The 23,561-nt window shown below is 45.6% G+C and carries 23 protein-coding genes; 3 read left to right on the forward strand and 20 right to left on the reverse strand.

Annotated features, from left to right (window positions below):
* Window positions 1–55 precede the first annotated feature (55 nt).
* The 6 genes from CTN_RS01155 to CTN_RS01180 form a co-directional block, all read right to left on the reverse strand.
* On the reverse strand, window positions 56–1,423 hold the full coding sequence (locus tag CTN_RS01155) for a TRAP transporter large permease (protein WP_244261584.1): 1,368 nt from the start codon (window positions 1,421–1,423) through the stop codon (window positions 56–58).
* A 29-nt stretch (window positions 1,424–1,452) separates the two neighbouring features.
* Window positions 1,453–2,052 carry a TRAP transporter small permease gene (locus tag CTN_RS01160; protein WP_015918746.1) on the reverse strand — a complete coding sequence of 200 codons (600 nt, stop codon included), beginning with the start codon at window positions 2,050–2,052 and terminating at the stop codon, window positions 1,453–1,455.
* Complete coding sequence (locus tag CTN_RS01165; protein WP_015918747.1) at window positions 2,049–3,011, reverse strand: TRAP transporter substrate-binding protein; 963 nt, start codon at window positions 3,009–3,011, stop codon at window positions 2,049–2,051. Before CTN_RS01165 ends, CTN_RS01160 begins: the two co-directional genes overlap by 4 nt.
* Before the next feature lie 188 nt (window positions 3,012–3,199).
* Window positions 3,200–3,952 carry an ATP-binding cassette domain-containing protein gene (locus tag CTN_RS01170; RefSeq protein WP_012895863.1) on the reverse strand — a complete coding sequence of 251 codons (753 nt, stop codon included), beginning with the start codon at window positions 3,950–3,952 and terminating at the stop codon, window positions 3,200–3,202.
* The gene (locus tag CTN_RS01175; protein ID WP_012895862.1) at window positions 3,949–4,929 is read right to left on the reverse strand and encodes an ABC transporter permease; all 981 of its coding nucleotides are present in this window, start codon (window positions 4,927–4,929) and stop codon (window positions 3,949–3,951) included. The genes CTN_RS01170 and CTN_RS01175 overlap by 4 nt, the downstream gene beginning before the upstream one ends.
* Before the next feature lie 53 nt (window positions 4,930–4,982).
* Entirely contained in the window at window positions 4,983–5,915 is a 933-nt protein-coding gene (locus CTN_RS01180) for a sugar ABC transporter substrate-binding protein (protein ID WP_012895861.1), read from the reverse strand.
* 259 nt (window positions 5,916–6,174) lie between these two features.
* Between CTN_RS01180 and CTN_RS01185 the strand changes: the two genes are divergently transcribed.
* Window positions 6,175–6,939, forward strand: a complete 765-nt coding sequence (locus CTN_RS01185; RefSeq protein ID WP_015918749.1) for an MBL fold metallo-hydrolase — start codon at window positions 6,175–6,177, stop codon at window positions 6,937–6,939.
* On the opposite strand, the gene CTN_RS01190 is transcribed toward CTN_RS01185, so the two are convergent.
* The 4 genes from CTN_RS01190 to CTN_RS01205 are packed head-to-tail and all read right to left on the reverse strand — an operon-like array spanning window position 6,936 to window position 10,829.
* Complete coding sequence (locus CTN_RS01190) at window positions 6,936–7,976, reverse strand: ABC transporter ATP-binding protein (protein WP_038066417.1); 1,041 nt, start codon at window positions 7,974–7,976, stop codon at window positions 6,936–6,938. The genes CTN_RS01185 and CTN_RS01190 overlap by 4 nt on opposite strands.
* Window positions 7,976–8,797, reverse strand: coding sequence for an ABC transporter permease (locus tag CTN_RS01195; RefSeq protein WP_015918751.1), 822 nt, complete (start codon window positions 8,795–8,797; stop codon window positions 7,976–7,978). Before CTN_RS01195 ends, CTN_RS01190 begins: the two co-directional genes overlap by 1 nt.
* Entirely contained in the window at window positions 8,794–9,624 is an 831-nt protein-coding gene (locus CTN_RS01200; RefSeq protein ID WP_145971566.1) for an ABC transporter permease, read from the reverse strand. The genes CTN_RS01195 and CTN_RS01200 overlap by 4 nt, the downstream gene beginning before the upstream one ends.
* A 50-nt stretch (window positions 9,625–9,674) precedes the next feature.
* On the reverse strand, window positions 9,675–10,829 hold the full coding sequence (locus CTN_RS01205) for an extracellular solute-binding protein (protein WP_015918753.1): 1,155 nt from the start codon (window positions 10,827–10,829) through the stop codon (window positions 9,675–9,677).
* A 541-nt stretch (window positions 10,830–11,370) separates the two neighbouring features.
* Here CTN_RS01205 and CTN_RS01210 point away from each other — a divergent pair.
* Window positions 11,371–12,258 carry an AEC family transporter gene (locus CTN_RS01210; RefSeq protein WP_038066465.1) on the forward strand — a complete coding sequence of 296 codons (888 nt, stop codon included), beginning with the start codon at window positions 11,371–11,373 and terminating at the stop codon, window positions 12,256–12,258.
* Window positions 12,259–12,333: 75 nt separating this feature from the next.
* A complete protein-coding gene (locus tag CTN_RS01215; protein WP_038066421.1) occupies window positions 12,334–13,428 on the forward strand; it encodes a glycerol dehydrogenase in 1,095 nt (364 codons plus the stop codon).
* Here the strand turns inward: CTN_RS01215 and CTN_RS01220 are convergent.
* The 10 genes from CTN_RS01220 to iolM form a co-directional block, all read right to left on the reverse strand.
* On the reverse strand, window positions 13,421–14,335 hold the full coding sequence (locus CTN_RS01220) for a TIM barrel protein (RefSeq protein WP_038066426.1): 915 nt from the start codon (window positions 14,333–14,335) through the stop codon (window positions 13,421–13,423). The two genes, CTN_RS01215 and CTN_RS01220, sit on opposite strands and share 8 nt — an antisense overlap.
* A 17-nt stretch (window positions 14,336–14,352) precedes the next feature.
* Entirely contained in the window at window positions 14,353–15,432 is a 1,080-nt protein-coding gene (locus tag CTN_RS01225) for an ABC transporter ATP-binding protein (protein WP_015918757.1), read from the reverse strand.
* On the reverse strand, window positions 15,432–16,280 hold the full coding sequence (locus CTN_RS01230) for a carbohydrate ABC transporter permease (RefSeq protein WP_011943137.1): 849 nt from the start codon (window positions 16,278–16,280) through the stop codon (window positions 15,432–15,434). The genes CTN_RS01225 and CTN_RS01230 overlap by 1 nt, the downstream gene beginning before the upstream one ends.
* Window positions 16,280–17,164, reverse strand: coding sequence for a carbohydrate ABC transporter permease (locus CTN_RS01235; RefSeq protein WP_144399070.1), 885 nt, complete (start codon window positions 17,162–17,164; stop codon window positions 16,280–16,282). Before CTN_RS01235 ends, CTN_RS01230 begins: the two co-directional genes overlap by 1 nt.
* A 36-nt stretch (window positions 17,165–17,200) precedes the next feature.
* Window positions 17,201–18,532 carry an ABC transporter substrate-binding protein gene (locus tag CTN_RS01240; RefSeq protein ID WP_015918760.1) on the reverse strand — a complete coding sequence of 444 codons (1,332 nt, stop codon included), beginning with the start codon at window positions 18,530–18,532 and terminating at the stop codon, window positions 17,201–17,203.
* 209 nt (window positions 18,533–18,741) lie between these two features.
* Window positions 18,742–19,551 carry a 5-keto-L-gluconate epimerase gene (gene iolO / locus CTN_RS01245; RefSeq protein WP_038066429.1) on the reverse strand — a complete coding sequence of 270 codons (810 nt, stop codon included), beginning with the start codon at window positions 19,549–19,551 and terminating at the stop codon, window positions 18,742–18,744.
* A complete protein-coding gene (locus CTN_RS01250) occupies window positions 19,520–20,377 on the reverse strand; it encodes a PfkB family carbohydrate kinase (protein ID WP_008191991.1) in 858 nt (285 codons plus the stop codon). Before CTN_RS01250 ends, iolO begins: the two co-directional genes overlap by 32 nt.
* Entirely contained in the window at window positions 20,374–21,378 is a 1,005-nt protein-coding gene (gene iolG / locus CTN_RS01255) for an inositol 2-dehydrogenase (protein WP_008191990.1), read from the reverse strand. The genes CTN_RS01250 and iolG overlap by 4 nt, the downstream gene beginning before the upstream one ends.
* A gap of 4 nt (window positions 21,379–21,382) precedes the next feature.
* On the reverse strand, window positions 21,383–22,354 hold the full coding sequence (iolN, locus tag CTN_RS01260; RefSeq protein ID WP_015918762.1) for a 3-dehydro-scyllo-inosose hydrolase: 972 nt from the start codon (window positions 22,352–22,354) through the stop codon (window positions 21,383–21,385).
* Window positions 22,355–22,364: 10 nt separating this feature from the next.
* Window positions 22,365–23,549: a scyllo-inosose 3-dehydrogenase gene (gene iolM, locus CTN_RS01265; RefSeq protein ID WP_011943142.1), complete on the reverse strand. Its 1,185-nt coding sequence runs from the start codon at window positions 23,547–23,549 to the stop codon at window positions 22,365–22,367.
* Window positions 23,550–23,561: the final 12 nt, after the last annotated feature.

The following is a 23,561-nucleotide window of genomic DNA, read 5'->3' on the forward strand; positions in this document are numbered from 1 at the left end:
CCTCCTAGAACGTGTGATAATTCCCAGTGACTGGTTGCTAGATTTTCACGATTTTTCAGCCACCGAATTTGCTACCCAGGAACATAGTAAACCATGGGACGTAGGTTACAAGTAGCAGTACAACTATCATAGCTATATAAAACGGCCAGATTGCTTTCATAACTTTTTCTATGGTTGTTTTCCCCACGGCGCATCCTACAAATAGTGTATTACCCACTGGTGGTGTACATAGGCCAATTGAAAGATTCAATAGCAAGATAATACCGAATTGTATGGGTGACCATCCCAATTGTGTGACTATTGGCAGCAAAACAGGAGTGACTATAAGAATCAAAGGAGCCATGTCCATAATCATTCCCAAAACCAAGAGCACACCATTAATTAATAACATTAGAAGATATTTATTGTCGGTTATTTGGAGAAGTCCATGCGCAACGGTGTACGGTATTCTTAAATACGCCATAATGTAACTGAAAGCGGAAGCATTGGCTATTAAAAACAACACTTGTGCAATTGTTAGAGTAGCGTTTTTGAAAACGGTCACCAAACTTTTGAGATTCAAACTCCTATAAACAAATAGAGTTATCACCATGGCATAAACCACAGCAACTACTGATGCCTCCGTGGCAGTGAATATACCAGCAACGATTCCTACTATGATGATGATAGCTACCAAGAGACCAAGAATCGAGTTTCTGGCAATTCGAAGAGCTTCTTTCAGGGGTACTTTCTCTGCCCTAGGATAATTTTTCTTTCTGGCGATTATGTAAGCCACGATCATCTGAGCAATACCGACCATTACGCCCGGAATGTATCCTGCCATAAACAGAGCTCCTATGGAGACACCTCCAGCTGCCAGAGAATAGATTATCATGTTATGACTGGGAGGAATTATGATGCCCTGTGTAGACGAAGTGACAGTGACCGCTACGGAGAACTCTCTATCGTATCCTTCCTTTTCCATGGCAGGTATCAATATGGCACCTATTGAAGAGGTATCAGCAACTGATGATCCAGAGACACCACCGAAGAACATACTCGCAATAATATTAACCATTGCAAGTCCTCCGCGCACGCGCCCAACTATTAATTTTGAAAATTCGACTATCTGACTTGCTATACCTCCTTCCGACATTATTTGCCCCGCTAGTATGAAGAAAGGGATAGCGGTCAAAGAAAAGGCATTGATGCCAGCGCTTATCTTTTGGAATACAATCATAGCTGGTATCTTGAGGTAAAAAGCTGTGAGAAGAGCGGAAAAGCCCAGAGATAAAGAAATTGGAAGTCCTATCATCAAAGTGAGGAAAAAGTTTGAAAGAAGCAAAATAGTTCCTGCCGTATCGCGCTGAATGTCTCGAACGAACGGAAAATCCATCAAAAAAGATACATCTATTCCCAGAAGGAAAAGAAGAGCTCCCAGCACCAGCAACCTAAGAATTGTCCTCGATCTCATCATCTCTCTGCTGCTCCTCCTAATTTTTTGGTTATGAATTGCTCCACCAGTTTCATCACCACGCTAAATATGATCAAGATACCACATATAGAAGCAGGCATGTACATCCAAGCCACAGAAATACCAGTGGCGGGCAGCCTGTTCGGCAAACGTATGGCCAGAGTATAACTGTACTTTGCCATTGCATAGCCATAGTATCCTATGATCAACAATACAATTATCCCAGCCACTTTCTTTATCCAGAAAGGCAACGCATTCAAAAAGAGCTCCACTTTCATGTGGATTCCTTTCTTGACCCCAACTCCTGCCATTAACAAAGAGATCCAAATCATAATAAGAAGGGTGGTCTCTTCACTCCAAGTTGGAGGTCTGTTGAATACATATCTGGCTACCACTTGGTAGAAAGTAATACCAACCATAAAGAAAAGACCGATTGTTGCGAAACCAAGAGTGGTGTTTTCAACGATCTCATTGATTTTGTTCACAACTCTCGTAATTTTTTCTACCATCTGGACCGTGGCCTCCTTAATTGATTGTGGCAAATCTAAAACCCCAGCCAATGGCAGTTGGCTGGGGCTGTATTTGACAATCTCAATCATTTAACGGCCTGAATCCTTTCCAAGAATTCTTTGTAAGCTGGATATCTGTCGTACAATGGCTGAACTGCTTTTTGGAAGAGCGTAACATCTGGATGGAAAATCTTTGCCCCTCCTTCCTGGACTTTCTTCAAAGCCATTTCTTCCCATTGATTCCACAGGTACTTCTCGTACTCTGCGGAAGCCAAGGCAGCTGTCTTGAATATGAGCTTTTCCTCATCAGTCAATTTGTCCCAGAGCACCTTAGATACCAACACAACCTCAGGTATTCTCGTGTGACCATCCAGACTGTAATAAGGTGCTACTTCAAAATGTCTGGTCTCGTAATAGCTTGGAGGATTGTTCTCTGCACCATCAATCACGCCAGTTTGTAGAGCAGTGTAAACTTCTTCGAACGCCATTGGAACAGGAGACGCTCCAAGAGTTTTCATCAGTTCTATCATGACCGGATTCTTCTGAACGCGTATTTTCAAACCTTTCAGATCTTCTGGTTTCAAAATAGGTTTTTTAACCGTGTAAAAGCTCCTCGCACCTGCATCGTAATAACACAGGCCAACCAATCCCACCTTTTCAAGGCCTTTAAGAAGTTCCTCACCAATAGGCCCCTCGAGTACTTTCCACATGTGGTCTTGATCCCTGAAAACGTAAGGCAGTGTAAGAACCCCTATTGGCGGATAGAAAGCCACAAGTGGTGATACCGAAACCCTATCAATATCGATGGCTCCGAGTATTGTCTGTTCTATCGTCTCTTTTTCCGAACCCAGCTGGGCACTTGGATAAACCTCGATTTTGTACTTTCCGTTCGTCATAATCTCGATGATCTTGCCCATGAATTTTAAAGCTTCAACTGTGGGATACCCTTCTGCATGGTCATCTGCTGCTTTTAGAATGATGGGATCAGCAAACAAAGAGATACTCACTATAACCAGAAGTGTAACGAAAAGCATAAGCAACTTTCGCATACTTCCACCTCCTGTAAGATATGTGATGTTTTAAGCGTCACCAGATTATGATTGTACCAAAACGATTACAAAAGTCCAAGAAATGAAATAAAAAGATTTCAAAGATTATTCGGTGATATTCATCAATAATCGCTGTTAATAAAAGATAATCAAAAATATTCTGGCACAGTCCGTGATGCTCTGGTTATTCAACGAGACATCGTTCCAACAGAAGAAGCAGCGATGATCTCCATGATCTTTTCAGGAGTGGTTTCTGATTTCTCAAGGTCACCTATTTTTTCTCCTTTTTCAAGTAACACGAATCTGTCGGCCACTTCATAGACATGATATATATTGTGAGTAATGAAAATGACAGCTATTCCCCTTCTCTTGGCCTCAAGTATATGCTCCAGCACCCTTTGAGTCTCTCCAACCGAGAGGGCAGCTGTGGGCTCGTCGAGTATCAACAACTTGGCACCAAAATGAATGGCCCTTGCAATTGCTATCGCTTGTCTTTCACCACCAGATAGGAAAGCAACTGTTTCATCGGGAGATCTCACAAATATTCCTATGTCTTTCAGGGCTTCTATGGTGATCTTCTTCATCCTTTTAACATCCAGTGTTCCGAACGGACCTTTCATAACCTCTCGCCCCAGAAAGAAATTCCTCCAAATAGGCATCAAATTGACCAGGGCAAGGTCCTGATAAACTGTTTCTATGCCAAGCTTTCGGGAATCCCAGGGTGATTTGAAAGAAACTTTTCTCCCTTCAAAATATATTTCCCCCTCATCCGGCCGATAATACCCAACAAGTATCTTGATCAACGTTGACTTTCCTGCTCCATTGTCTCCGAGTAAACCCACTATTTCATTCCTTTTCACCCAAAAGTCCACACCTTTTAAAGCCTGAACCCTCCCAAAGCTCTTTTTGATACCACGCATTTCCACAAGATACTCACTCATCCTGCCACCTTCTTTCTTATCCTGGCGTTTATTATAGCGGCAACTATTAAAATGACTCCTATAAAGGCTCTATACCAGTAAGCAGGAGCCCCTGCCAGAACTAGACCACTTCGAACCATCCCTATCATGAATGCCCCTATAAAGGTGCCTAGGACACTTCCAAATCCCCCTGACAAAAGGGTGCCGCCGATTACAGCAGAAGCTATGGCTTCCAGTTCCATTCCCTGTCCCAGAGTGGGATCAACTATCTTGAATCTCCCAAAAGTAGTAATCCCAGCCAGCCCTGCTAGAAGACTGCTGATAATGAAATTTACAATTTTCACTCTGTCTGTTGGTATTCCCAGAGCCTTTGCCGCGCCAAGATTACCACCTGTTGCAAAGACCCAGTTTCCATAGCGGGTCCTCTCAAGTATTATCCAGAAAACAATCGCCAGGATTATAAACCAAACACCTGAATATCTTAATCCACCCGCTATACTGCCTCCAAATATGTTAAGAACCCTGCTGTTTCTTTCAAGCATTATGGGAAATCCGCCGGTAACGGCTAGAAGAATTCCTCTCCAGAACATCATAGTTCCAAGAGTGGTGATGAACGAAGGAATACCTGTTTTCAACGTGACAATACCGTTTAACAGTCCCAAGGACGCTCCCAAAAGCAACGATATTATCAAGGCTATGACATCGGGTTGCCCTTTGTTTATAAGTATTGCCATAGCCATTGGTACCACAGCATATACAGAACCCACGGAAAGATCAAATTCCCCTGATATCATAAGGAGGGTTATTCCAATAGCAACTATCCCTAACTCCGAAGCCATAGTAAAAATTGAAGCGAGGTTATCCATGCTCAGGAATCGATCTGATAAAACAGAAAACAAAATGAAGAAGACCACTATTCCCACGATTGCTCCCAATTCCTTCATAAGAGGAAACCTGATCATCAACGATTTGGAGCCAGAGTGACTGACGTTTATCATGATTTTCTCCCCCTTAATAGACGATACCGGGGGGAGACCCCCCGTGAATCAGATTATCTGTAACCTTCTCTGACCGTTTTTTCCACAACGTCCACGTTGCTTTTGTCGACGATAGAAGGACCAGTGAGCACCTTTTCATGTGGTATAAGACCGTATTCCTTGTATAAGTAGAGGAAAACAACGGGTAGATAACCCTGGAGATACTGCTGTTGGTCTATGGTGAAAAGCACAGTACCATCTTTTATAGCTTCTATGATCTTGGTTGTAAGATCTATGGCTCCTATCTTCACTTTTCCTTTTAAACCTTCCTCTTCAACAAGTTGAATGGCAGGATGCGCTCCCAATGGCCCAAGAGTGAAAATGGCATCGGTATCAGGATGCTTCATGAGATAACTCTTCATAATGCTCAGTGCTTTCGTGGGGTCTGTTGTGATATCAAGCTTTTCAACAGGAATGTTCTTTTCGGAGAGAACATCCATAATACCCTTGGCTCTTGCTTCCAAACCAGCGTGTCCAGGTTCGTGAATGGCAATAACAGCTCTTTTTGGAGTGAACTCCTGTAACATTCTCCTGGCAGCATAAACTCCTGCTAGATATTCATCCATACCAACGTAAACCAGGTACGGTATAGCCTCTTCAGGTGGCCTTGTATCCGGCACGTTTATTGCTACCACCGGAATACCCATTTTTATAGCCTTTCTCAGAGGCTCATCCAGAGCCACGGGATTGGTTATTGTAACTATCAAACCGTCCGGTTTCCTGGCAATAGCGCTGTTTACAAGATCAATGAACTCTTTCAAAGAATATTTCTCTGGCCCGAGGTAAACCGTTTCTACTCCATATTTTTCACCAGCATCCTTTAAACCCTTCATAACCACTGCCCAAAACGGATCAGCAGGTCCTCCATGCGAGACAAGATAGAACGTGTACTTCGAGAATCCAAAAACAGCCAGTACTACCATCAGGAAGATCAAGACCCTTCTCATACGACTCCCCCCTTTATGAGATGTGTGATATTTCATAAGGAATTCTACCACATGGTTACGCCAAGGTAAAATTTCAACGTAGTAGTATACAAAAATTTTTAACCGTTATTCAAGAATATCTGGACCTCTTCTGACAAAATAGTGTTTCACAAAAGTTTTCGATGAGTAATGTCAGGATATAAAATTCACAATTATGTAAAACTCGTCTGGTCATCGTACTATAATATTAACTAAGGCCTAACCAGAAGGAGAAGATACTATGGATTTAGGTTTTCTGGGAACAGCCTGGGCAGTTAGTACAGAAGAGCGGGATAATACTTCGATATTTCTCAAATCTGGTAATACATTCATTCTGGTTGACTGTCCCGGCAATGTATGGGGGAGACTTTTGAAGATGAGACTCAACCCTCTTGAACTGGACGCAATTTTCATAACACATGGGCATGTAGATCATGTATACGGTTTACCATCACTTTTGGAAATGATGCGCTTGAATGGAAGAAAACGTCCTTTATCCATTTATGTTGGTGAAGACTTTCTTGTATTGGTCGAAAAGTTATTGGACCTCTTTGAGATAGCAAATCATCCTGATTCTTTCAAAATCGATCTTTTTGGATTGGATTACAAATCCTCTCTTTTTAGGGTAAAAGATCTGATGATAGAAACGTTTCCTGTTAACCACACAGTAAGGAATCTGGCGCTGAAATTCCGGAACGACAATGTATCGATTGTCTACTCAAGCGACACGGCATATCATGAACCCCTAGCGGAATTTGCCAGTAATTGTGATGTTCTTATTCACGAAGCCACCATGAGTACCAAACTTGGAGATGCATTCAGAGAAGGACATTCCACACCATCAGATGCTGCCAGGATAGCAGAGAAAGCAAGAGTCAAACAACTTTTCCTGGTCCACGTTGGATTTTCAGTTAGTGAAAATCCCCAAAAGGCTATTGAGGAAGCGAGAAACTTTTTCGATGGTATTGTTGTCATACCAAAAGATCTTGAAATCTACAGTTTCTAGAAGATAAAGTAGCTCCCTTTTGGTACAACCACCTTAACCTCTGTGCCTGTCTCAACATCACTTCCATGGTTTATAAAAACAGGTTCATTTACTCCGTCGACTTCCATCTCATATCGATACTTTGAACCTAAGTAGAGCCTCCCCCTAATCACACCCGTTAAAACAAGGTCCTCTGGCCCAGACTCCACATTCTTATTGGTTGAAAGTATCACTTCATCGGCTCTAATGACAACAGTGGCTATTTTTTGCTGGTTAGGAATTCGTTTCTCAACATTCCCTATTTTTGCAACACCGTTCTTCACGGGAACTTTTATGATGGTGTTTACTCCTACAAAATCTGCTACAAAAAGATTACTGGGATTGCGATAAATCTCTTCCGGTGTGCCAACCTGGAGTATTTTTCCATTGTGAATGATGATAACTCTATCTGCTATGCTAAGGGCTTCCTCTTGGTCATGTGTGACGTAGAGCGTTGGAATCCCTAATTTTTGCTGCAAAGCTTTGAGTTCAAAACGTATACGAAGCCTGATTTTAGCATCCAGATTTGAAAGTGGCTCATCCAGCAAAAGTAATTTTGGCTCCACCACTATTGCCCTCGCCAAAGCCACTCGTTGTTGTTGGCCTCCTGACAACTGGCTGGGCTTCCTGTCGGCGAGCCCTTCCAATCCGAGGAACTTCAATGCCCATTCAACTTTTTCCCTTATTTTCGCTTTATCGATTCTTTTGATCTTCAAACCATAGGCGATGTTTTCAAACACGGTCATATGGGGCCAAAGAGCGTAATTTTGGAAAACCATAGCAACATCTCTTTTCTCTGGGGCAAGATCTGTGATATCCTGGCCGTGAAGATATATTCTCCCCGAGTCGAGTCTAACAAAACCTGCTACAGATCTCAGCAATGTGGTTTTCCCAGAACCGCTGGGACCTATTACCGCCAGCAGCTCACTCCCTTCTATAGTGAAAGACACGTCATCTAATGCACGCACGTGACCATAGTATTTCTTTAAGTTGACGCATTCAAGCACCGCCACGCTCATCAACCTCCAAGTCCGGATATGTACTCTGCTTTCAAATATCTTTCAATGAGTATCATGAAAAGTAGTGATGGAACGATCAGAATAATAGAGATAACACTGGCTATCTGCATATTGTATCCCATACTTGCCGTGTACATCAAAACCGGTGCTGTTTGAATAAAAGGTGCTCCTATGAAAAACGCAGCTGTAAATTCTCCCATTGACCATAAAAAGACAAAAATCGAACCAGCAATAAGACCAGGTATGGCCAGAGGAAATGTTATTGTCCAGAACACCTTGAACCTGCTGGCTCCTAAATTCTGTGCAGCCTGCTCAAGTTCCAGAGGTATCGATTTGAAGGTGGCTGTAATAATCCACAGTGAAAAAACAAGAGAAGCCATGGTATGAGCCAGTATGATACCCCACATATTTCCCCTGAGACCAATTCTGCCAAAAATACTGGCCAGGTTGATGAAAACTGGAAGCTGCGGAAACGCCTGAGGCATGAGGAAAAGAATCAGAAGAACCCGTTCCATGGGAAGTTTGTATCTTGCAAATCCATAGGCCGCTGGTAAGGCAAGGGCCAGTGAAAATGCCACAGTAATGAGTGCTACGGTTACACTCAATACCAATGAGTCAAGTACTCTTCCCTGTTCAAACACCTCAAGCCAGAATTTGAGAGTAAATTCCTGAGGGATGGGACTCGGCCAGTACCATCTCCGGGCAAAACTCCACAGAACTATACCTACAAGTGGTCCTATCATGAGAATCAGTATGAGAGCAACAATTATAACCTTTAATGCCAGCCTTAAAGCCATTTTCCATATACTGAATCGTTTCACCCTTTGATACCCCCTCGTTCAGTGACCATGTATCTTAGGTAGTAGATTGCCAGAGCCATAACGATCAAGTAGGAAACAACGCCAAGGCTGTTGGCTGCTCCCCAATCGTTGAAATAATTCACACGGAACATCATATCGACGGTAATCATGTTTGGCTTGTTTGGACCCACCATCAACGGAATAGTGAGACTGCTAATGGTTCTCACAAAGGTTAAAATCATTGCTACCATTATTGAAGGCTTTGAAAGGGGTATCAGTATGTCGAAAACAATTCTAATTTTTGAAGCTCCCAGATTCTGTGCTGCTTCAACATAAGCAGGGTCGAGTGCTTTAAATGCACCAAGAATGATAAGAGTAGCAAAAGGTGTCATCACCCACACAAAAGCAAAAAGAAGACCCGCCCAACTACCGGAGATGCCAGGTAATTCCTCAACGCCAAGAATTCTCGTCAACAGGGAGTTCAATGTACCGTGCGGTGCTAGGAATATTCGCATCGCATGCCCCACGATTAGAAAAGGGATAAAAAGAGGGAGTCGGTACATATAATCAAGGAATTTCCACTCCTTAAAACGCAAGTAACTGGAAATAACAATACTTATCACCAAAACTACTCCCACTGTAGCAACTGTCATCAAAACTGAGTAGATGATGTCACGTGTGTAAAGCTCAAAGATCTTCGCATAATTTGCCAGAGTAAAACTGCCCGCTTTGTCGTAGAAGCTACTCCATATAGCCCTGGTCAAAGGGTAAACATAGAGCAAGCCGAGGACGGAAAGAGCGGGTAATATCAAAAGGAAACCAACTGGACTCTTTATTTTCTCTTCCAAGTCCTTTCCCCCTTTCCTAAGAAGGGGGCACAAGCCCCCTCAGGATTCGATCATTTTTCAACCCACTTCTCGTAGGCTTCGAGGATATCCTCGTAGTATCCAGTCAACGGGAATGGCTTACCGTATTTAATCAAATCTTCTTGCTTGACATCTTTGTAAAGGCTTTCGAGAACTTCCTTTTTCAAAAACGGTGCAACGTAGTTGTCACCGATGGCAGGATACCAGTTGAAACGCTCCACTATGTACTTGGCCTGGATTCTTGGTGAGGAAACGAATTCTATCAGTTTCAATGCATAATCTGGATTCTTCGCTTTGAGCGGGATCACGAAATGCATGGGCTGACCAGGCATACCAGGAGCTGGGATCAAAATTCGTATGTTAGGATCCATTCTTCCTTCTCTCATCCAGGTATAGAACATGTCTACCCAAACAGGCCCCATCCAGATCTCTCCACGATTAAGCATATCCAATGTTCCTGCATTGCCACTGGTCATAGTCACATATTTATTGAATTCCTTGAGCTCGGCAAAGATCTGTGGCCAATCTTCCTCGTATTTCTTGTCGTACGGTCCTTTCAAAAGTTTGTCAGTGTATTTCGATTTCCAGTAAACCCATCCAACGACAAACGAAATACCAGAAGCTCCATGTTTGATCCCGTTGTAACCGAATTTACCAGGGTGTTTCTTCACCCATTCAACCAATTCCGCATAGGATTTGGGAGGATCTTTCACGTACCGAGGATTGTAGGCAATCGCTGTTTGACTGTGGAACATGGGCATAACGTAACCATCGACATTTACTCCGAGTGCAACCTTGGCCGTGTCTCTCACAACCAATCGTCTGGCACTGAGAAAATCCGTGTAAGGTCTGATCAAACCTTCCTGAAGCGCCCACACTGCACCTATCTCATGAACTACGGCAAGATCAATATCCCATTTTTCTTTGCCAGAATCCCTTTCGATTTCCAACTGTTGAATAATTTGCCTTGAGCCTGCTGGACCAGGCCCTGTGCCAACCACTTCCACTTTTACATTCGGATAAACTTTCTCAAACTCCGGTGCTATTTCGTACTGGAAGAAGTCCACCATATTCTGGTCTCCTGCTACCATCATCCTGAGTTTCACTTTGGTGGGAAAATCCTCTTGAGCTACAGCCAAAGTTGCAATAAAAGTCACGATAAGAACCATTACAAACCACCGCCTCATAGGAACCCCTCCTTTCTACCTGTGAAATTTCTAGGATATTCCCGGATGATTTTATCTGTTTCTGATCTGGTAGTGTAGGAAGAAGTAGGGCGTATCTGGATGGTGTTCGGAAATCCTGGTTCACACACTTACAGCTTTGCGAAATCTTTTCACGTTTCTTTTCGCTGATCACTGTTTCTTCAAACAGCTTTTATCAGGAAGACCATTCATATAAGATGCTTAAAATTTTTTACTCCACTGGTAACTTTCGTTAAGAACTATAAAAGTGATTGTTGAAAACCATTGTAATGCGCTTTCCATGAGGCATTCTGAAAAAATTCTACTATATTTTAAGCAAAAAGCAAAATTGCAAAAATCGTTTATTACAAAAGCATTCCATTCCTACTTATATAAAATAGACAGTATTGAAAGTTTTCTATGAATACAGAACATAAACCATTACCATGTCTGAAATGGTTACCCACTCACAGAAAGAGTGAGAGTAATAAACGTATAATACTCTCTGGTAATGGAAAGAAAAGCGGAAAAAGGAGGAGAAAAAATGCCTTATACATCGTTCTCTTCTATTATTCCCTCCTTCCTCATCATCCTCATCGGCTATGCAGTGGGGAAAGTTTTTTCTGATGAAGTCGTGGGACTTGCCTCAAAGGTTGCAATCTGGGTGATGGTACCAACGGTGACGTTCACTTTCATAAACAAATACACCCCAGGGTTCTCTGAACTGAGGGATTTCGGATTGGGAATAATTGTTATATTCCTGTTTTTTTACCTTTACTCTAGTTTTTTCAAACACAGAAGGGGTGTTGTACTGGTAACCGCTGTTACCTCAAACGCAGGATATTTAGGTTATCCCATCCTTATGTCTCTATGGGGAGAGCAGGCCCTTGCACTGGGAGTAGTTTATGCCCTGTTGATCGTTCTCATGTACACTATACTTCCTGCCTTTCTTGGGGAGAGATTCAACTTAAAGAACCTTTTCAAGCTTCCGTACATCTACGCCCTACCTGCTGGTTTTATAACAGGAAAGCTGGGGTTACACTATGAAGATCTGCCTTCTTACCTTCTTAGTGCTATAAACATGTTGAAGCAAGCTGCAATTCCTTACCTTTTACTGTACGTTGGACTTTCTGTTTCTAGGGTGAAGATGGATAAACGCGTGACCGGGCTGGGAGGTTTGATTATTTTTAACAAACTCTTTCTTTCTCCTCTTATTGCTCTTCTCTTCGTCATGATTTACAAACTTGATGGTCTGTCCGGCAAAGTTTTTATCTTGGAGACTGCCATGCCCACTGCGATCAACAGCGTGGTAATTGTTTCTGCACTCGGCGGTGACAGCAAAACAGTAGGATTAGGTGTTACCCTCACCACTTTCTTTGCCATATTCACCCTTCCCATCTGGGCAGTTTTGCTCGAAAAGATCTTCGGTTGATCTTTCCGAAAAATTTTCCCCACATTGTGAAATACGTAACATGTAGGGTTTAAAATGGAACCGGGAGGTGATGTGATGATCACAACCACCATATTCCCGGGTAGATACGTTCAAGGAGCAGGTGCGATCAACATCCTGGAAGAAGAACTTTCCCGTTTTGGAGAAAGGGCGTTCGTGGTGATCGACGATTTTGTGGACAAAAACGTCCTGGGAGATGGTTTTTTTGGTACTTTCACAAAGGTCAGGGTGAACAAACAGATCTTCGGCGGAGAGTGTTCAGACGAAGAGATAGAAAGACTTTCAGGTCTTGCAGAAGGGGAAACAGACGTGGTAGTGGGTATAGGTGGTGGAAAAACTCTCGATACTGCCAAAGCGGTCGCCTATGAGTTGAAAAGACCCGTTGTGATAGTTCCAACCATTGCCTCTACAGATGCTCCATGCAGCGCTCTTTCCGTGATTTATACGCCAAGTGGAGAGTTCAAAAGATACCTGTTCTTGCCAAAAAATCCAGATGTCGTTCTTGTCGACACCAAGATCGTAGCAAAAGCCCCCGCGAGATTTCTCGTTGCCGGAATGGGAGATGCCCTTGCCACATGGTTTGAGGCAGAATCGTGCAAGCAAAAGCACGCACCGAACATGACAGGAAGGATCGGTTCGATGACCGCTTACACATTGGCAAGGCTCTGCTACGAAACGCTCCTTGAGTACGGTGTTCTTGCAAAGAGATCGGTGGAAGAAAAGGCAGTCACACCGGCCCTTGAAAGAATCGTCGAGGCAAACACACTGTTGAGCGGACTGGGATTTGAAAGTGGCGGACTGGCAGCTGCCCACGCCATACACAACGGTCTCACCATCTTAGAAAACACCCACAAGTATCTACACGGAGAGAAGGTCGCCATAGGAGTTCTCGCGTCGCTGTTTTTGACAGACAAGCCTAGAGAGATTATCGAGGAGGTCTACTCCTTCTGTGAGGAAGTGGGACTACCCACAACCCTGGCAGATATAGGGCTCGATGATGTTTCGGACGAGGATCTGATGAAAGTGGCAGAAAAGGCCTGCGACAAGAACGAAACAATACACAACGAACCCCGTCCTGTAACACCAGAAGACGTGTTCTTTGCTCTGAAAACAGCGGACAGATACGGAAAAATGAGGAAAAACCTCACTTGACCCTTCTTCTTTTTTTCGTCTTGCTGTTGTTTGCTGCCAGGATGAGACGTCTTCTCAGAAGGTTGAGAGAGTCCGCGTACTCGTCTGCGAACCTGTCCATGGAGTTTATCTCCAGAATAACGATCCCGCTAAAATCGGATTCTCTTATTATCTTAAGAACTCTGTTGTAGGGGATATCTCCTTCCCCGATGGGAAGGTGGAGATCCCCTATTCCGTACACGAACCTGAAGGCTTCAACATCGGGTATTTGCTGGTACGTTTGGGGAGACTCACCGAAATTGTCACTGACGTGGAGTTCCACAGCGTAAGGCAGACCCTTTTTCAACTCCTCATAGAAGTTAAGGCCCCGATAGCTTGTGAGTATGAACAGGTGTCCGATGTCTATGGTGAGTTTCACGTTCGGATGATTCACCTGCTTCACCAGTTCCAGAACTTCAGAGACAGGATGCTGGACGTTCTCTATACCGATAACAATGCCCTTTTCCTTCGCCAGATCTGCAAGATCTCGAAGGGCCAGGATCTCCGCTCGACGCTGTATTCTCTCTGGGACGTCGATGGAATGGTCCACTTCGTTGTAATGATAAACGATGACTTCAGCGTTTATCTCTCCGGCAAACTCTATAACCGCTTCCATCACTTTGTAATGCCAGGGATTTGTCTTTCTCTTGAGATTTATCACGTCCGGTGCGTGCACCGTATACCTGAAGTTGTAATTGGAGAGTATCTCTTTTACCCTCTCAAGCCTTTTCTTTATGATGCGCCCTCTTGCTATCACGTCGAGCCCGGCAGCGGGAATTTCTACGTAGTCAAACCCAATACTTTTGAAAAACTCCAGTTCACTCACCAGTCTCTTTATCGATCCGTTCACTCTCCTTGTATCGACGTTCGTTCCTATACCTTTTACCATCCCCTGCACCTTCTTTTTTATAAGATCGTCTCCTCCGTTTCCGGGTTGAAAAGATGAATCTTCTCCAAGTGCGGAACAAGAAACACCTTTTCTCCAACAGAGGGGATCTTCGCCGGGTCTCCAAACACTTTCACGAGTTCTCCCCTGTCAGTTTGCACGTTCACTATTATATCCCTCCCAAGGGGCTCGACCACATAAACAGTGCCAGGGATTGCGTTCTCTTGTTTGTTATGAACCACTTCACAGTGTTCCGGTCTTATACCAACGACCACCTCTTTCAGGTTCGTTTCTAACTCTTTTGGAATCTTCAAAACCACATCGTCTCTTTTCAGGATGGTCTGTCCTTTTTCCACCTCCACAGAAAAACCCTTCAGGAAATTCGTCGGGGGATTACCTATAAATGAGGCAACGAACATGTTCCTCGGATTCTCGTATATCTCATCTGGTGTTCCGTACTGAACGAGCTTTCCCTGGTTGAAGACCGCTATTCTCGACGCCATCGTCATCGCCTCTGCCTGGTCGTGCGTCACATAGACGGAAGTGATACCGAGTTCCTGCTGAAGATGCTTGATCTCTGCCCTCATGAGCATCCTCAGATTCGCATCGAGATTCGAGAGAGGCTCATCGAAAAGGAGTACCTTCGGTTGCTTCACCAGTGCCCTTGCAAGTGCTACCCTCTGCTGTTGACCACCGGAGAGTTGAGAAGGCTTTCTTTCGAGAAGGTTGTCTATGAGGAGTTTTCGAGCGATTTCAACGACTCTCTTTTCTATCTCCTCTTTTGGTATTTTTCTTGCTCTCAGGGGAAAGGCGATGTTTTCAAAAACGGTCATGTGAGGATAGAGCGCATAGTTCTGGAAAACCATTCCCACTTCTCTGTATTTCGGTGGAACGTCGTTGACCAAAACATCATCGAAATATATCTCACCAGACGTGGGTCTGTATATACCGGCAAGCGTCAGAAGAGTGGTGGTTTTGCCACAGCCAGACGGGCCAAGCAACGCAACGAACTCTCCATCCTTCACTTCAAAACTCACACCGTCAACCGCTTTCACTTTCCCAAAATACTTCTTCAAATTCACAACCCTGATGCTGGGCATTATCCTTTCACTCCCCCGATGGTCAGTTTTATCATGTGTTTGCTGACGAAGAAAAAGAAGATGATCGTTGGTATCATGTAGAACAATCCCACGGCAGTCACAAGCCCGTAGTCTGCGAATCTGTAGTCTCCGATGAACCCTTTTACGTACTTTGAGAGTGTCCACAGGTTCTGCGAGAAGATGAACGTGTTCACGAAAACGAATTCAGACCATCCGGAAAGGAAAGCAAAGATGGCCGTAACGGCGATCCCTGGTTTTACAAGTGGAAGAAGAATCTTTCTCCACACCTCGAATCTGCTGTAGCCATCAACAAGGCCTGCCCACTCGAGTTCCCAGGGAATACCATCGTAAAACCCCTTCATAATCCAGGTGCCCCACGGCACTTCCAGAGAGGCTTTGAGGAGTATCACTCCCCAGAGGGTATCCAGCAGTCTAAGCGTCCAGAGAAGGTAAAACACAGCTGTCATGAGAGATATTGCCGGAAAAGCATGAAGTGCAAGAATGAACTTCATCATAGAGGACCTTCCAGGAAAATCGTACCTTGAGAGTGCATACCCACCAAGGCTTGTGATCAACACCTCAATTCCCATCACACCGAGTGCCAGCAAAGCTGTGTTCAGCGTGGTTTGCCAGATGTTCGGATATCCCTTGATCTCCTGCCAGAGGAATCTCCAGTTTTTCAGGGTGAGCTTCGTGGGGACAAAGCCGTTCACCAGATCCTCGCTGAAAGATCTCAGAATGAGCCAGACGTACCCCACCAGAATCGGTGAGGTTATGAGAAAAAGCACAAGAATTATCACAAAATTTCTGATTTTTTCCGAATTTTTTTGCCAGAACGAGAGTTTCATCATTCCACCTCGACCTTCGGTTTTTCCATGAGAGATTCAAAACCGAAGAACTTCATGTAGACAAGAGCAGAAACCACACCTATGATAACGAGGATGATCGAAAGGGCTGCACCGTAGCCGAATCTGAAGTGTGAAAAGGCGTTGTGGTACGTGTAGAGTGCCCACACCTCTGTTCTGTAAACGGGTCCACCGTCCGTGATGATGAGTATGTATTCAAAAGAGGCAAGAAGGGAAAGTGTCTGGTATGCAGTCACGAAGAGAAGATGCCACTTTATCAGAGGAAGGGTGATTCTCCTCACCACCATAAACCAACTCGCTCCATCGATACGGGCTGCCCTGTAGTAATCTTCTGGTATGGATTTTATCGCCGCTGTGAAGACAAGCATCCCCATCGAAGCACCTATGAAACCGTTTGCGAAGATCACCATCCACATAGGAGCACTGTGAAGCCAGTCCTGTGGAGGAAGGCCGAAGAGTCCCCGTATGAAGTTCACAAGTCCGTACTCTGTGGGATCGAACATCCAGAGCCAGAGGAGTCCATAAACAACAGACGGCGTGAGTCTTGGAAGCATCCAGAGAGTCCTGAAGAAGTTACCCCATCTATCGCTGATCGACGTTGTGAGAAGTGAAATAAGAAGGGCAGTTCCAAGGTTGAAAAGTCCCAACGTACCGAAAGTGTATATGAAGGTGTTCGCTATCACACGTGGAATAATGAAATCCGTGGAAATATCCCTGAAATTCTGAAACCCCACGAAATTCCATACGAACGAATAGTCCATGTCTGTGAACGCGATCACTACGGTGAGAACAACAGGGATCACAAAGAAGATGACCACAAAGGCAAGAAGAGGAAAAAGCAAAAGTAACGGCTTCAGTCTTTTCACCCTGTTCACCCCACAAAAGGAGTGAGGGAAACCCCCTCACTCCACGATCACAACCCTATCTTTCAGCTGGGACTTCAGCCTTTTTGCAACGTCTTCTGCCACCTTCTCTGGATCCATACCGCTTTCGGCCATCTGCATTCCTTCGAAGATGATCTGGTTGTAGAGGTTGAACATGTCATCGTTTGGAATGAAACCGGAGTACGGCAAAAGCTTCGTTCCTTCCACCATGATAAATTCCTTGGTGTACTCAGGAAGCACCGTTTGCTGCCATCTGATCGGCAGGTGCCCGCTCTCAATGGCGTGTCTCATGTTGAGTTCCGGTGCAGAAGCCAAGGTTATGAGCAAGAATGCAATGTCTGGGTATTTACTCGTGCTCGGGATCATGTAAACGATTGGATGGGACAGGGTGTTCGGCCTTCCTCTGCCTTTGAACTTCGGAACAGGAGCGAGGATGAACATGTCCTGCAGTTCTTCCTCTGTCTTTCCGTAATCTTTCTTCCATTCAGCCCAGTTCCATGTACCACCCATCCATGCCAGGACCTTTCCGCTCGTGACATCCTTGTGAACAGAGGTCCACGGTGTTCCTATCATGTTCTTTGGAAGAATCTTGTAGGTGTTCGCAAGGTCGTAGAGGAGCTTGAAGTAGTCTTTCATCTCTTTTACGTTGTAAACGAACACAGCCTTTTCCTCATCGTAGAAGTCGATACCCATGCTGATCATGAGCTGGTAGTAGTCGATACCTGCTTTCGGTCTGTGGTAGAGTCCCCACTCCACAAGACCCTTTTCAACGGCTTCTTTTGCCACTTCAATGAAGTCTTCAAAGGTGAACTCTCCCCTGGCGATCCTGTCTGGCAGAGAGTTGATTTCTTCATCCGACCAGCCGAGTTTTTTCAAGACCTGCTTGTTGATGTAGAAAGGTCTTGCTTCTGTGTCCTGTGGGATTCCGTAGATCTTTCCTTTGTACTTGGTAGCCTCCCAGAGCGATGGAATGAAGTCATAGTACTCCTCGTCCCAGTACTTCTTCACGTAGTCGTCTAGAGGAATGATGTAACCCGCTTTCGCCCAGGCTCCTATGTCGTCGTGTCCCGAACAGATGATATCCACCGTCTGACCAGACTTGATTCCAAAGACAACCTTCTGCTTGAAGGAACTCCAATCTGTAGTGTCAAAGTAGCCATCGACCTTAATGGTGAGATCGACTCCAAGGTCCTTCAGAATCTTGTTCAGCCTCTCTGCAGCTGTTTTCAGATTGTCAAACCTGTAGTAAGATGGATTATCGGGTCCCACGGTCCACGCGGTGATGGTGATCTCTTCTGCGAACATCAAAAGACCTATGGTCAAGATGATCACAAGTAAAAGTTTTCTCATACTTTCACCCCCCGTTTTACTAATTTTATCACTATTTTTTCAATTTCCGTTAAAAAACATCAAATTTCTTTCCTGTAGGCTCGGAAGGTCAGGTGCAGTGCTGCCCATTGTAATAGAAAAGCCATCTCAGGTTGATTTTTACTCCCACAACTAAAGAGTATGAGCAATCGTCCTGTTTATCATTAATCAAGACTGCCCTCATTGTGTTACTACAAGTTAACAATTAGTTCTTTTAGAGTCCTGAAGGCAACCTCCGCAGCCTTTTCCATCCCTCCCGGAAGAGGAAGACACTCAACGGAGATGTATCCATCGTAGCCAATCTCTTTCAGGGTTTTGAAAGTGCTTTCAAAATCAAAGTGTCCGCATCCCGGTGCCCATCGGTTGCTGTCTGCCACATGGAAGTGGTACAGTTTCTTTCCCGCTACTTTCAGACTCTCTGAAATGTTTACCTCCTCTATGTTCATGTGGAAGGTGTCTGCGAGAATTCCCACCCTGTCAGAGTTGATTTTTTCAATCACCCTCAGTGCCTCTTCAACGGTGTTTATGAAATCTGACTCGTACCTGTTGAGAGGCTCTATGACGAATCTCACTTCTTTTGTATCGCTCAGTAAAGAGTTCATACTTTCAAGGAAGAGTTTTTCTACCTCTCGATATGGCCTTCCTTCCCTTTTTCCACGAACAAGGCCGATAATAACAAATGCTCCGAATGACTCTGCAACTTCCGCATGTTTCTTGACCCTCTCGATCGACTTTTTTCTGATCTTCTCATCCGGATGTGTTAGAGAAAGCCCATCAGCGAGGAAGGCCTGACCGGTTCCTATGGCACAGATGGGAAGTCCCAGATCTTTTGAAAGCCTGCCCGCCTCGTCCCAGTCCACAACGGATGGGTCTCTGACAGCGATCTCCACCGCCTGATAGCCGATTCTTTTTGCAAGTTCCATTCCTTTTTTCAGGTCTCCTTTGAAAGCCAGTGCGTCAAAGGCAGCATCAGAGGTGCTGATTACCAGAGAGAGTTTCAACATCATCCCTCCTCAAAGGTCCTGGATGTCTCATCTTAACAGAAGTAACCCTTGCTGCAAACCGTGTGGCCTCATCCACACTCATTCCTTTGAAGAGAAAAGCAACGAGAAACGCGGCTGTACACGTGTCGCCTCTTCCTGTTCGCCCCTCCAGAGTCCATCCTTCAAAGGGTGCTTCATGAAACTCTCCATCGAACACAAGAACACCGGCGGAGTGAGTTGCAAGTACAATCCTGGTCCCGAAGGAGCCGATGATTCTACACGCATCTTTTAGATCCTTTGTTCCTGTCAGAACCGCTGCTTCTTTGATATCGACCTTGAAGAGATCAAAAAATCTCAGGTGTTCTTTTTTTCTCCAGTCTCTGTAGACGAGTTTTCCGTTTTCTGGGGCTCTGACAAAACCCTGTGCGTCTCCAGATAGAAAATCCACCTTTTCGCGCAATTTTGTTATGAGCTCTTCTGGAAACTCACCGTACCACAGGGGATTCACGTGGCAAACCTTTCCTTCAACGTGCAGAAGATCCTCCTCTGTGAACGGATCAGCTGCCGAAATCAGAAAACTTTCCCTTTCGTCTGGACTGGTTCCATACCTGTTCTCTATGCTGGTTGTCCTGGTACTTTCCAGAAAGACCACTTCAACTCCGTTTTCACGTAAAAACTCAAAGTGTACGATATCTTCCCTTGCACACTTTGTAACCACCTTCGCTTTCACCCCAAGAAGAGCTGCGGTGATAGAACCAGCCACCACTCCTCCACCGTACGCTGTTTCCTCTTTTCCATGTATCACGTTGATGTCCTTCGACACGTGTCCAATGAAGGTGATCATGGAATCACCTCTTCCAATCTCACGGCCCTTTTTTCTTCCAGAGATTTCTTTGCAGCGTATCCCAGCAGAAGAGCCATTCTCCCGTCCTCTCCACTCACGGCCGGTGGTTCGTTCTCTGCTACGTTTTTAACGAACGTTTTCAACTCTTCCAGATACGACTCTCTGTACCTTTCCAGGAAGAAGTAGAGATACTTCGAACCGTGGTCACCCTGTTCATCTGTGAGCATGGTGGTGTCTTCTCTGATGTTGTCGACGGTGATTTTCCCTTTTGTTCCAAAGACCTCCAGTCTCTGATCGTAACCATAAACAGCCTTTCTGGAGTTGTCTATCACCCCGAGAGCCCCGCTTCTGAAACGCAGAACGACCACGGCTGTGTCCACGTCCCCTGCTTTTCCTATCTCCTCGTCCACAAGCACAGATCCACTGGCGTAGACCTCTTCCACTTCCTCACCCATTATGTAGCGCGCCATATCGAAGTCGTGTATGGTCATGTCGAGGAATATTCCTCCTGAGACCTTCACGTACTCTATCGGGGGTGGCTCAGGATCCCGGCTCGTTATCTTCAAAACATGGGGTGTCCCTATCTTTCCTTCCTCTACTGCTTCTTTTACCTTTTTGAAATTCCTGTCGAATCTTCTGTTGAATCCAACAAAGAGGATCCTTCCAGCCTCTTTCATTGCCTCTATCATCCTGTCCACTTCCACCAGATCCAGGGAGAGGGGTTTCTCGCAGAACACGTGTTTTCTTGCTCTGGCACATTCAAGGACAAGTGGTGCGTGCGTGTTGGTACTGGAACAGATCATCACCGCTTCCACTTCTGGATCACGTATGAGGTCCTCCGGGCTGGCAAAGACCTTTTTCACCTTCAACTTCTCGGCCACTTCCTTTGCTCTTTCAATCCTTATATCGGACACCGCCACCAGTTCCACGTCTTCCAGGAGTTTTGCGTTTTCGGCGTGTATCGTCCCTATGCGCCCCAGACCGATTATTCCAAGTTTCACGGTCTCATCCCCACAGGTTCCCAGCCGTGTACAGGTTCCTCCAGCCTTCCGTAAGTGGCTCTTTTGTGAGTGCATCGAGTTCTTCCTTTGGCCTCTGAGACAGCATCTCCGCAGGTGGCAGTTTCCCCGGCGGGAACCTTTCCATGATGTCCCTCACGAGTTTTTCCAGGTAATCCAGAAGGGCTTCAACTCCTTCCTTGGCCTTGTCCGCAGACGCAAGGGTTGCCTTTCCCACAACTCCCTCAGGATACGCCACAACCTCTATGGGACCTCCCCCTACGTGTCCGTACCATGCAATGGGTCTGTGAAGGAGATTTCCCGCCTTGTCTATGTGTCCTTCCGGTAGGAACCCTTTCGGCTCTGTGTCGACAGCCCATTCCTGGTGCATGAGTTCCGGAAAGAGCGCAAGGCTCCATGACGTCTCCACTTCGTCTGCGTGAATGAACGGTGTTTCGTAGGGGCCGCCTTCTTCCTTCGTCTTGAACTTGTCCTGTATGGCGTGATACCAGTTCAGATTGATGATGATGGCAGGAACCTGGAAAATCTTTGCGAACTTGTGAATGGCTACAGGAATCACGAACTCCTGGCCATGGCCGTTCAGAAGGATCTGCTTTCTGAAACCAGTGTTCCAGAATCCTGCTATGACGCTCACAAGATAGTCTATGAACGCCTCATCTTTTACTGGAACCGTTCCTGGCATTCCTATGTGGTGGTACGGATGGTATCCATACCAGATGGGCTCTGCGACTGTACAACCTGTTTTCAATGCGACCTGCTCGGCCATCCTCGTGACGAGGAAGGTATCTTCTCCTGTTGGTGCATTTGGTCCGTGGTTTTCCGTGCTTCCCACAGGGATTATTATGAGGTCACACTCCTTTAGTCTTTCCCTTATCTGTTTCATCGTCATCGTCTGATAATAGACACCCGTTGGTCTTTCCATGTGACCTCCCTCAGGTGGTATCTGCCACTTACCCATAACTCTCACCTCACTCGTTCACCATGGTAACCTTCACCAGGGACTTGTCGGTTTGAAGCCTCTTTATGTACTCAGGTATTTCCTCCATGGTAACGGTCTTGGAGATGATTTTGGTCATGTCCATCCCGGAGGCCATGAGACTGATCACCCTCGGGAAGGTACCATGACCAGAGTGTCCCTGAGATCCCACGATCTGTGCCCTTCTGACCTGAAACACTTCCCCAGTGAGAGGTATCTTCGCGTCGGCTCTTGCCACGATCACCACGGTGGCGTTTATACCGCGGGCTCTCCAGATTACCTCTTCTATCTGTGGCCAGACGATCTGAGGAACACCTGTCGCTTCGAGGAAAAGCTTTGCTCCAAGACCGTTCGTGTAATCAAGCACCGCTTCCACGAAGTTCTCCTTTGTGGGATCTATCACGTGATCTGCTCCCAGCTCTATGGCAAGGTTTCTTCTAGTTTCGGAAGGCTCTGACAGGATCACTTTCGCTGCTCCTGCGTGTTTCAAAATCGCAACGGCTGCAAGTCCTATAGGACCTCCTCCGAGTATCACCACGTTGTCTCCAGGCCTGATTCCACCTCCTCTCACAATTACAGCGTTGTAAGCAACGGAGGTGGGTTCCACGAGACTTCCTGCAAGAAAGAGTCTGTCACCGTACCTGTCCTCCAGTTCTCTGAGGCTCCAGGCGTATTTGGCATCGACCTTCACGTACTCTGCGAAAGCTCCATCGACGTTGAATCCCAGTTCGTTCAGGTTTTCGCAGTGGTTTGGGAAGCCTTCAGCACAGGGCCTGCAGTGACCACACCAGAGCATTTCCTCTACACAGACGGGCTCTCCGATCTCGAATCTTCTGTTTGTTCTTCTGTTGATGGCCTCCGGTCCTGCCTCCACCACAACTCCGGAAAACTCGTGGCCCAAAGTGACGGGAAAACCAGTAAGACCAGGGTAAAGAATGTAGCCTTCATCATCGGTCTGGGCCATATGAACGTCACTGCCACAGATCCCGCAGGCCTTCACTTTGATGATGATCTCTGTGGGCTTTTCGATCTTTGGCTCCGGGACTTCTTCAACTCGCACCTCCGGATATCTCCACACCTTGCTTCCAAGCCAGGTAAGTTTTCCTTCAACATCCTTGGGCCCCAGTTTGAAATCAGGCCTTGGATCCCACTTTGCATGAAGCCTCACCGCCTTCATAGAATCACCCCC

The sequence above is a fragment of the Thermotoga neapolitana DSM 4359 genome, from assembly GCF_000018945.1.
In the GTDB taxonomy this organism is placed as follows: Bacteria; Thermotogota; Thermotogae; order Thermotogales; family Thermotogaceae; genus Thermotoga; species Thermotoga neapolitana.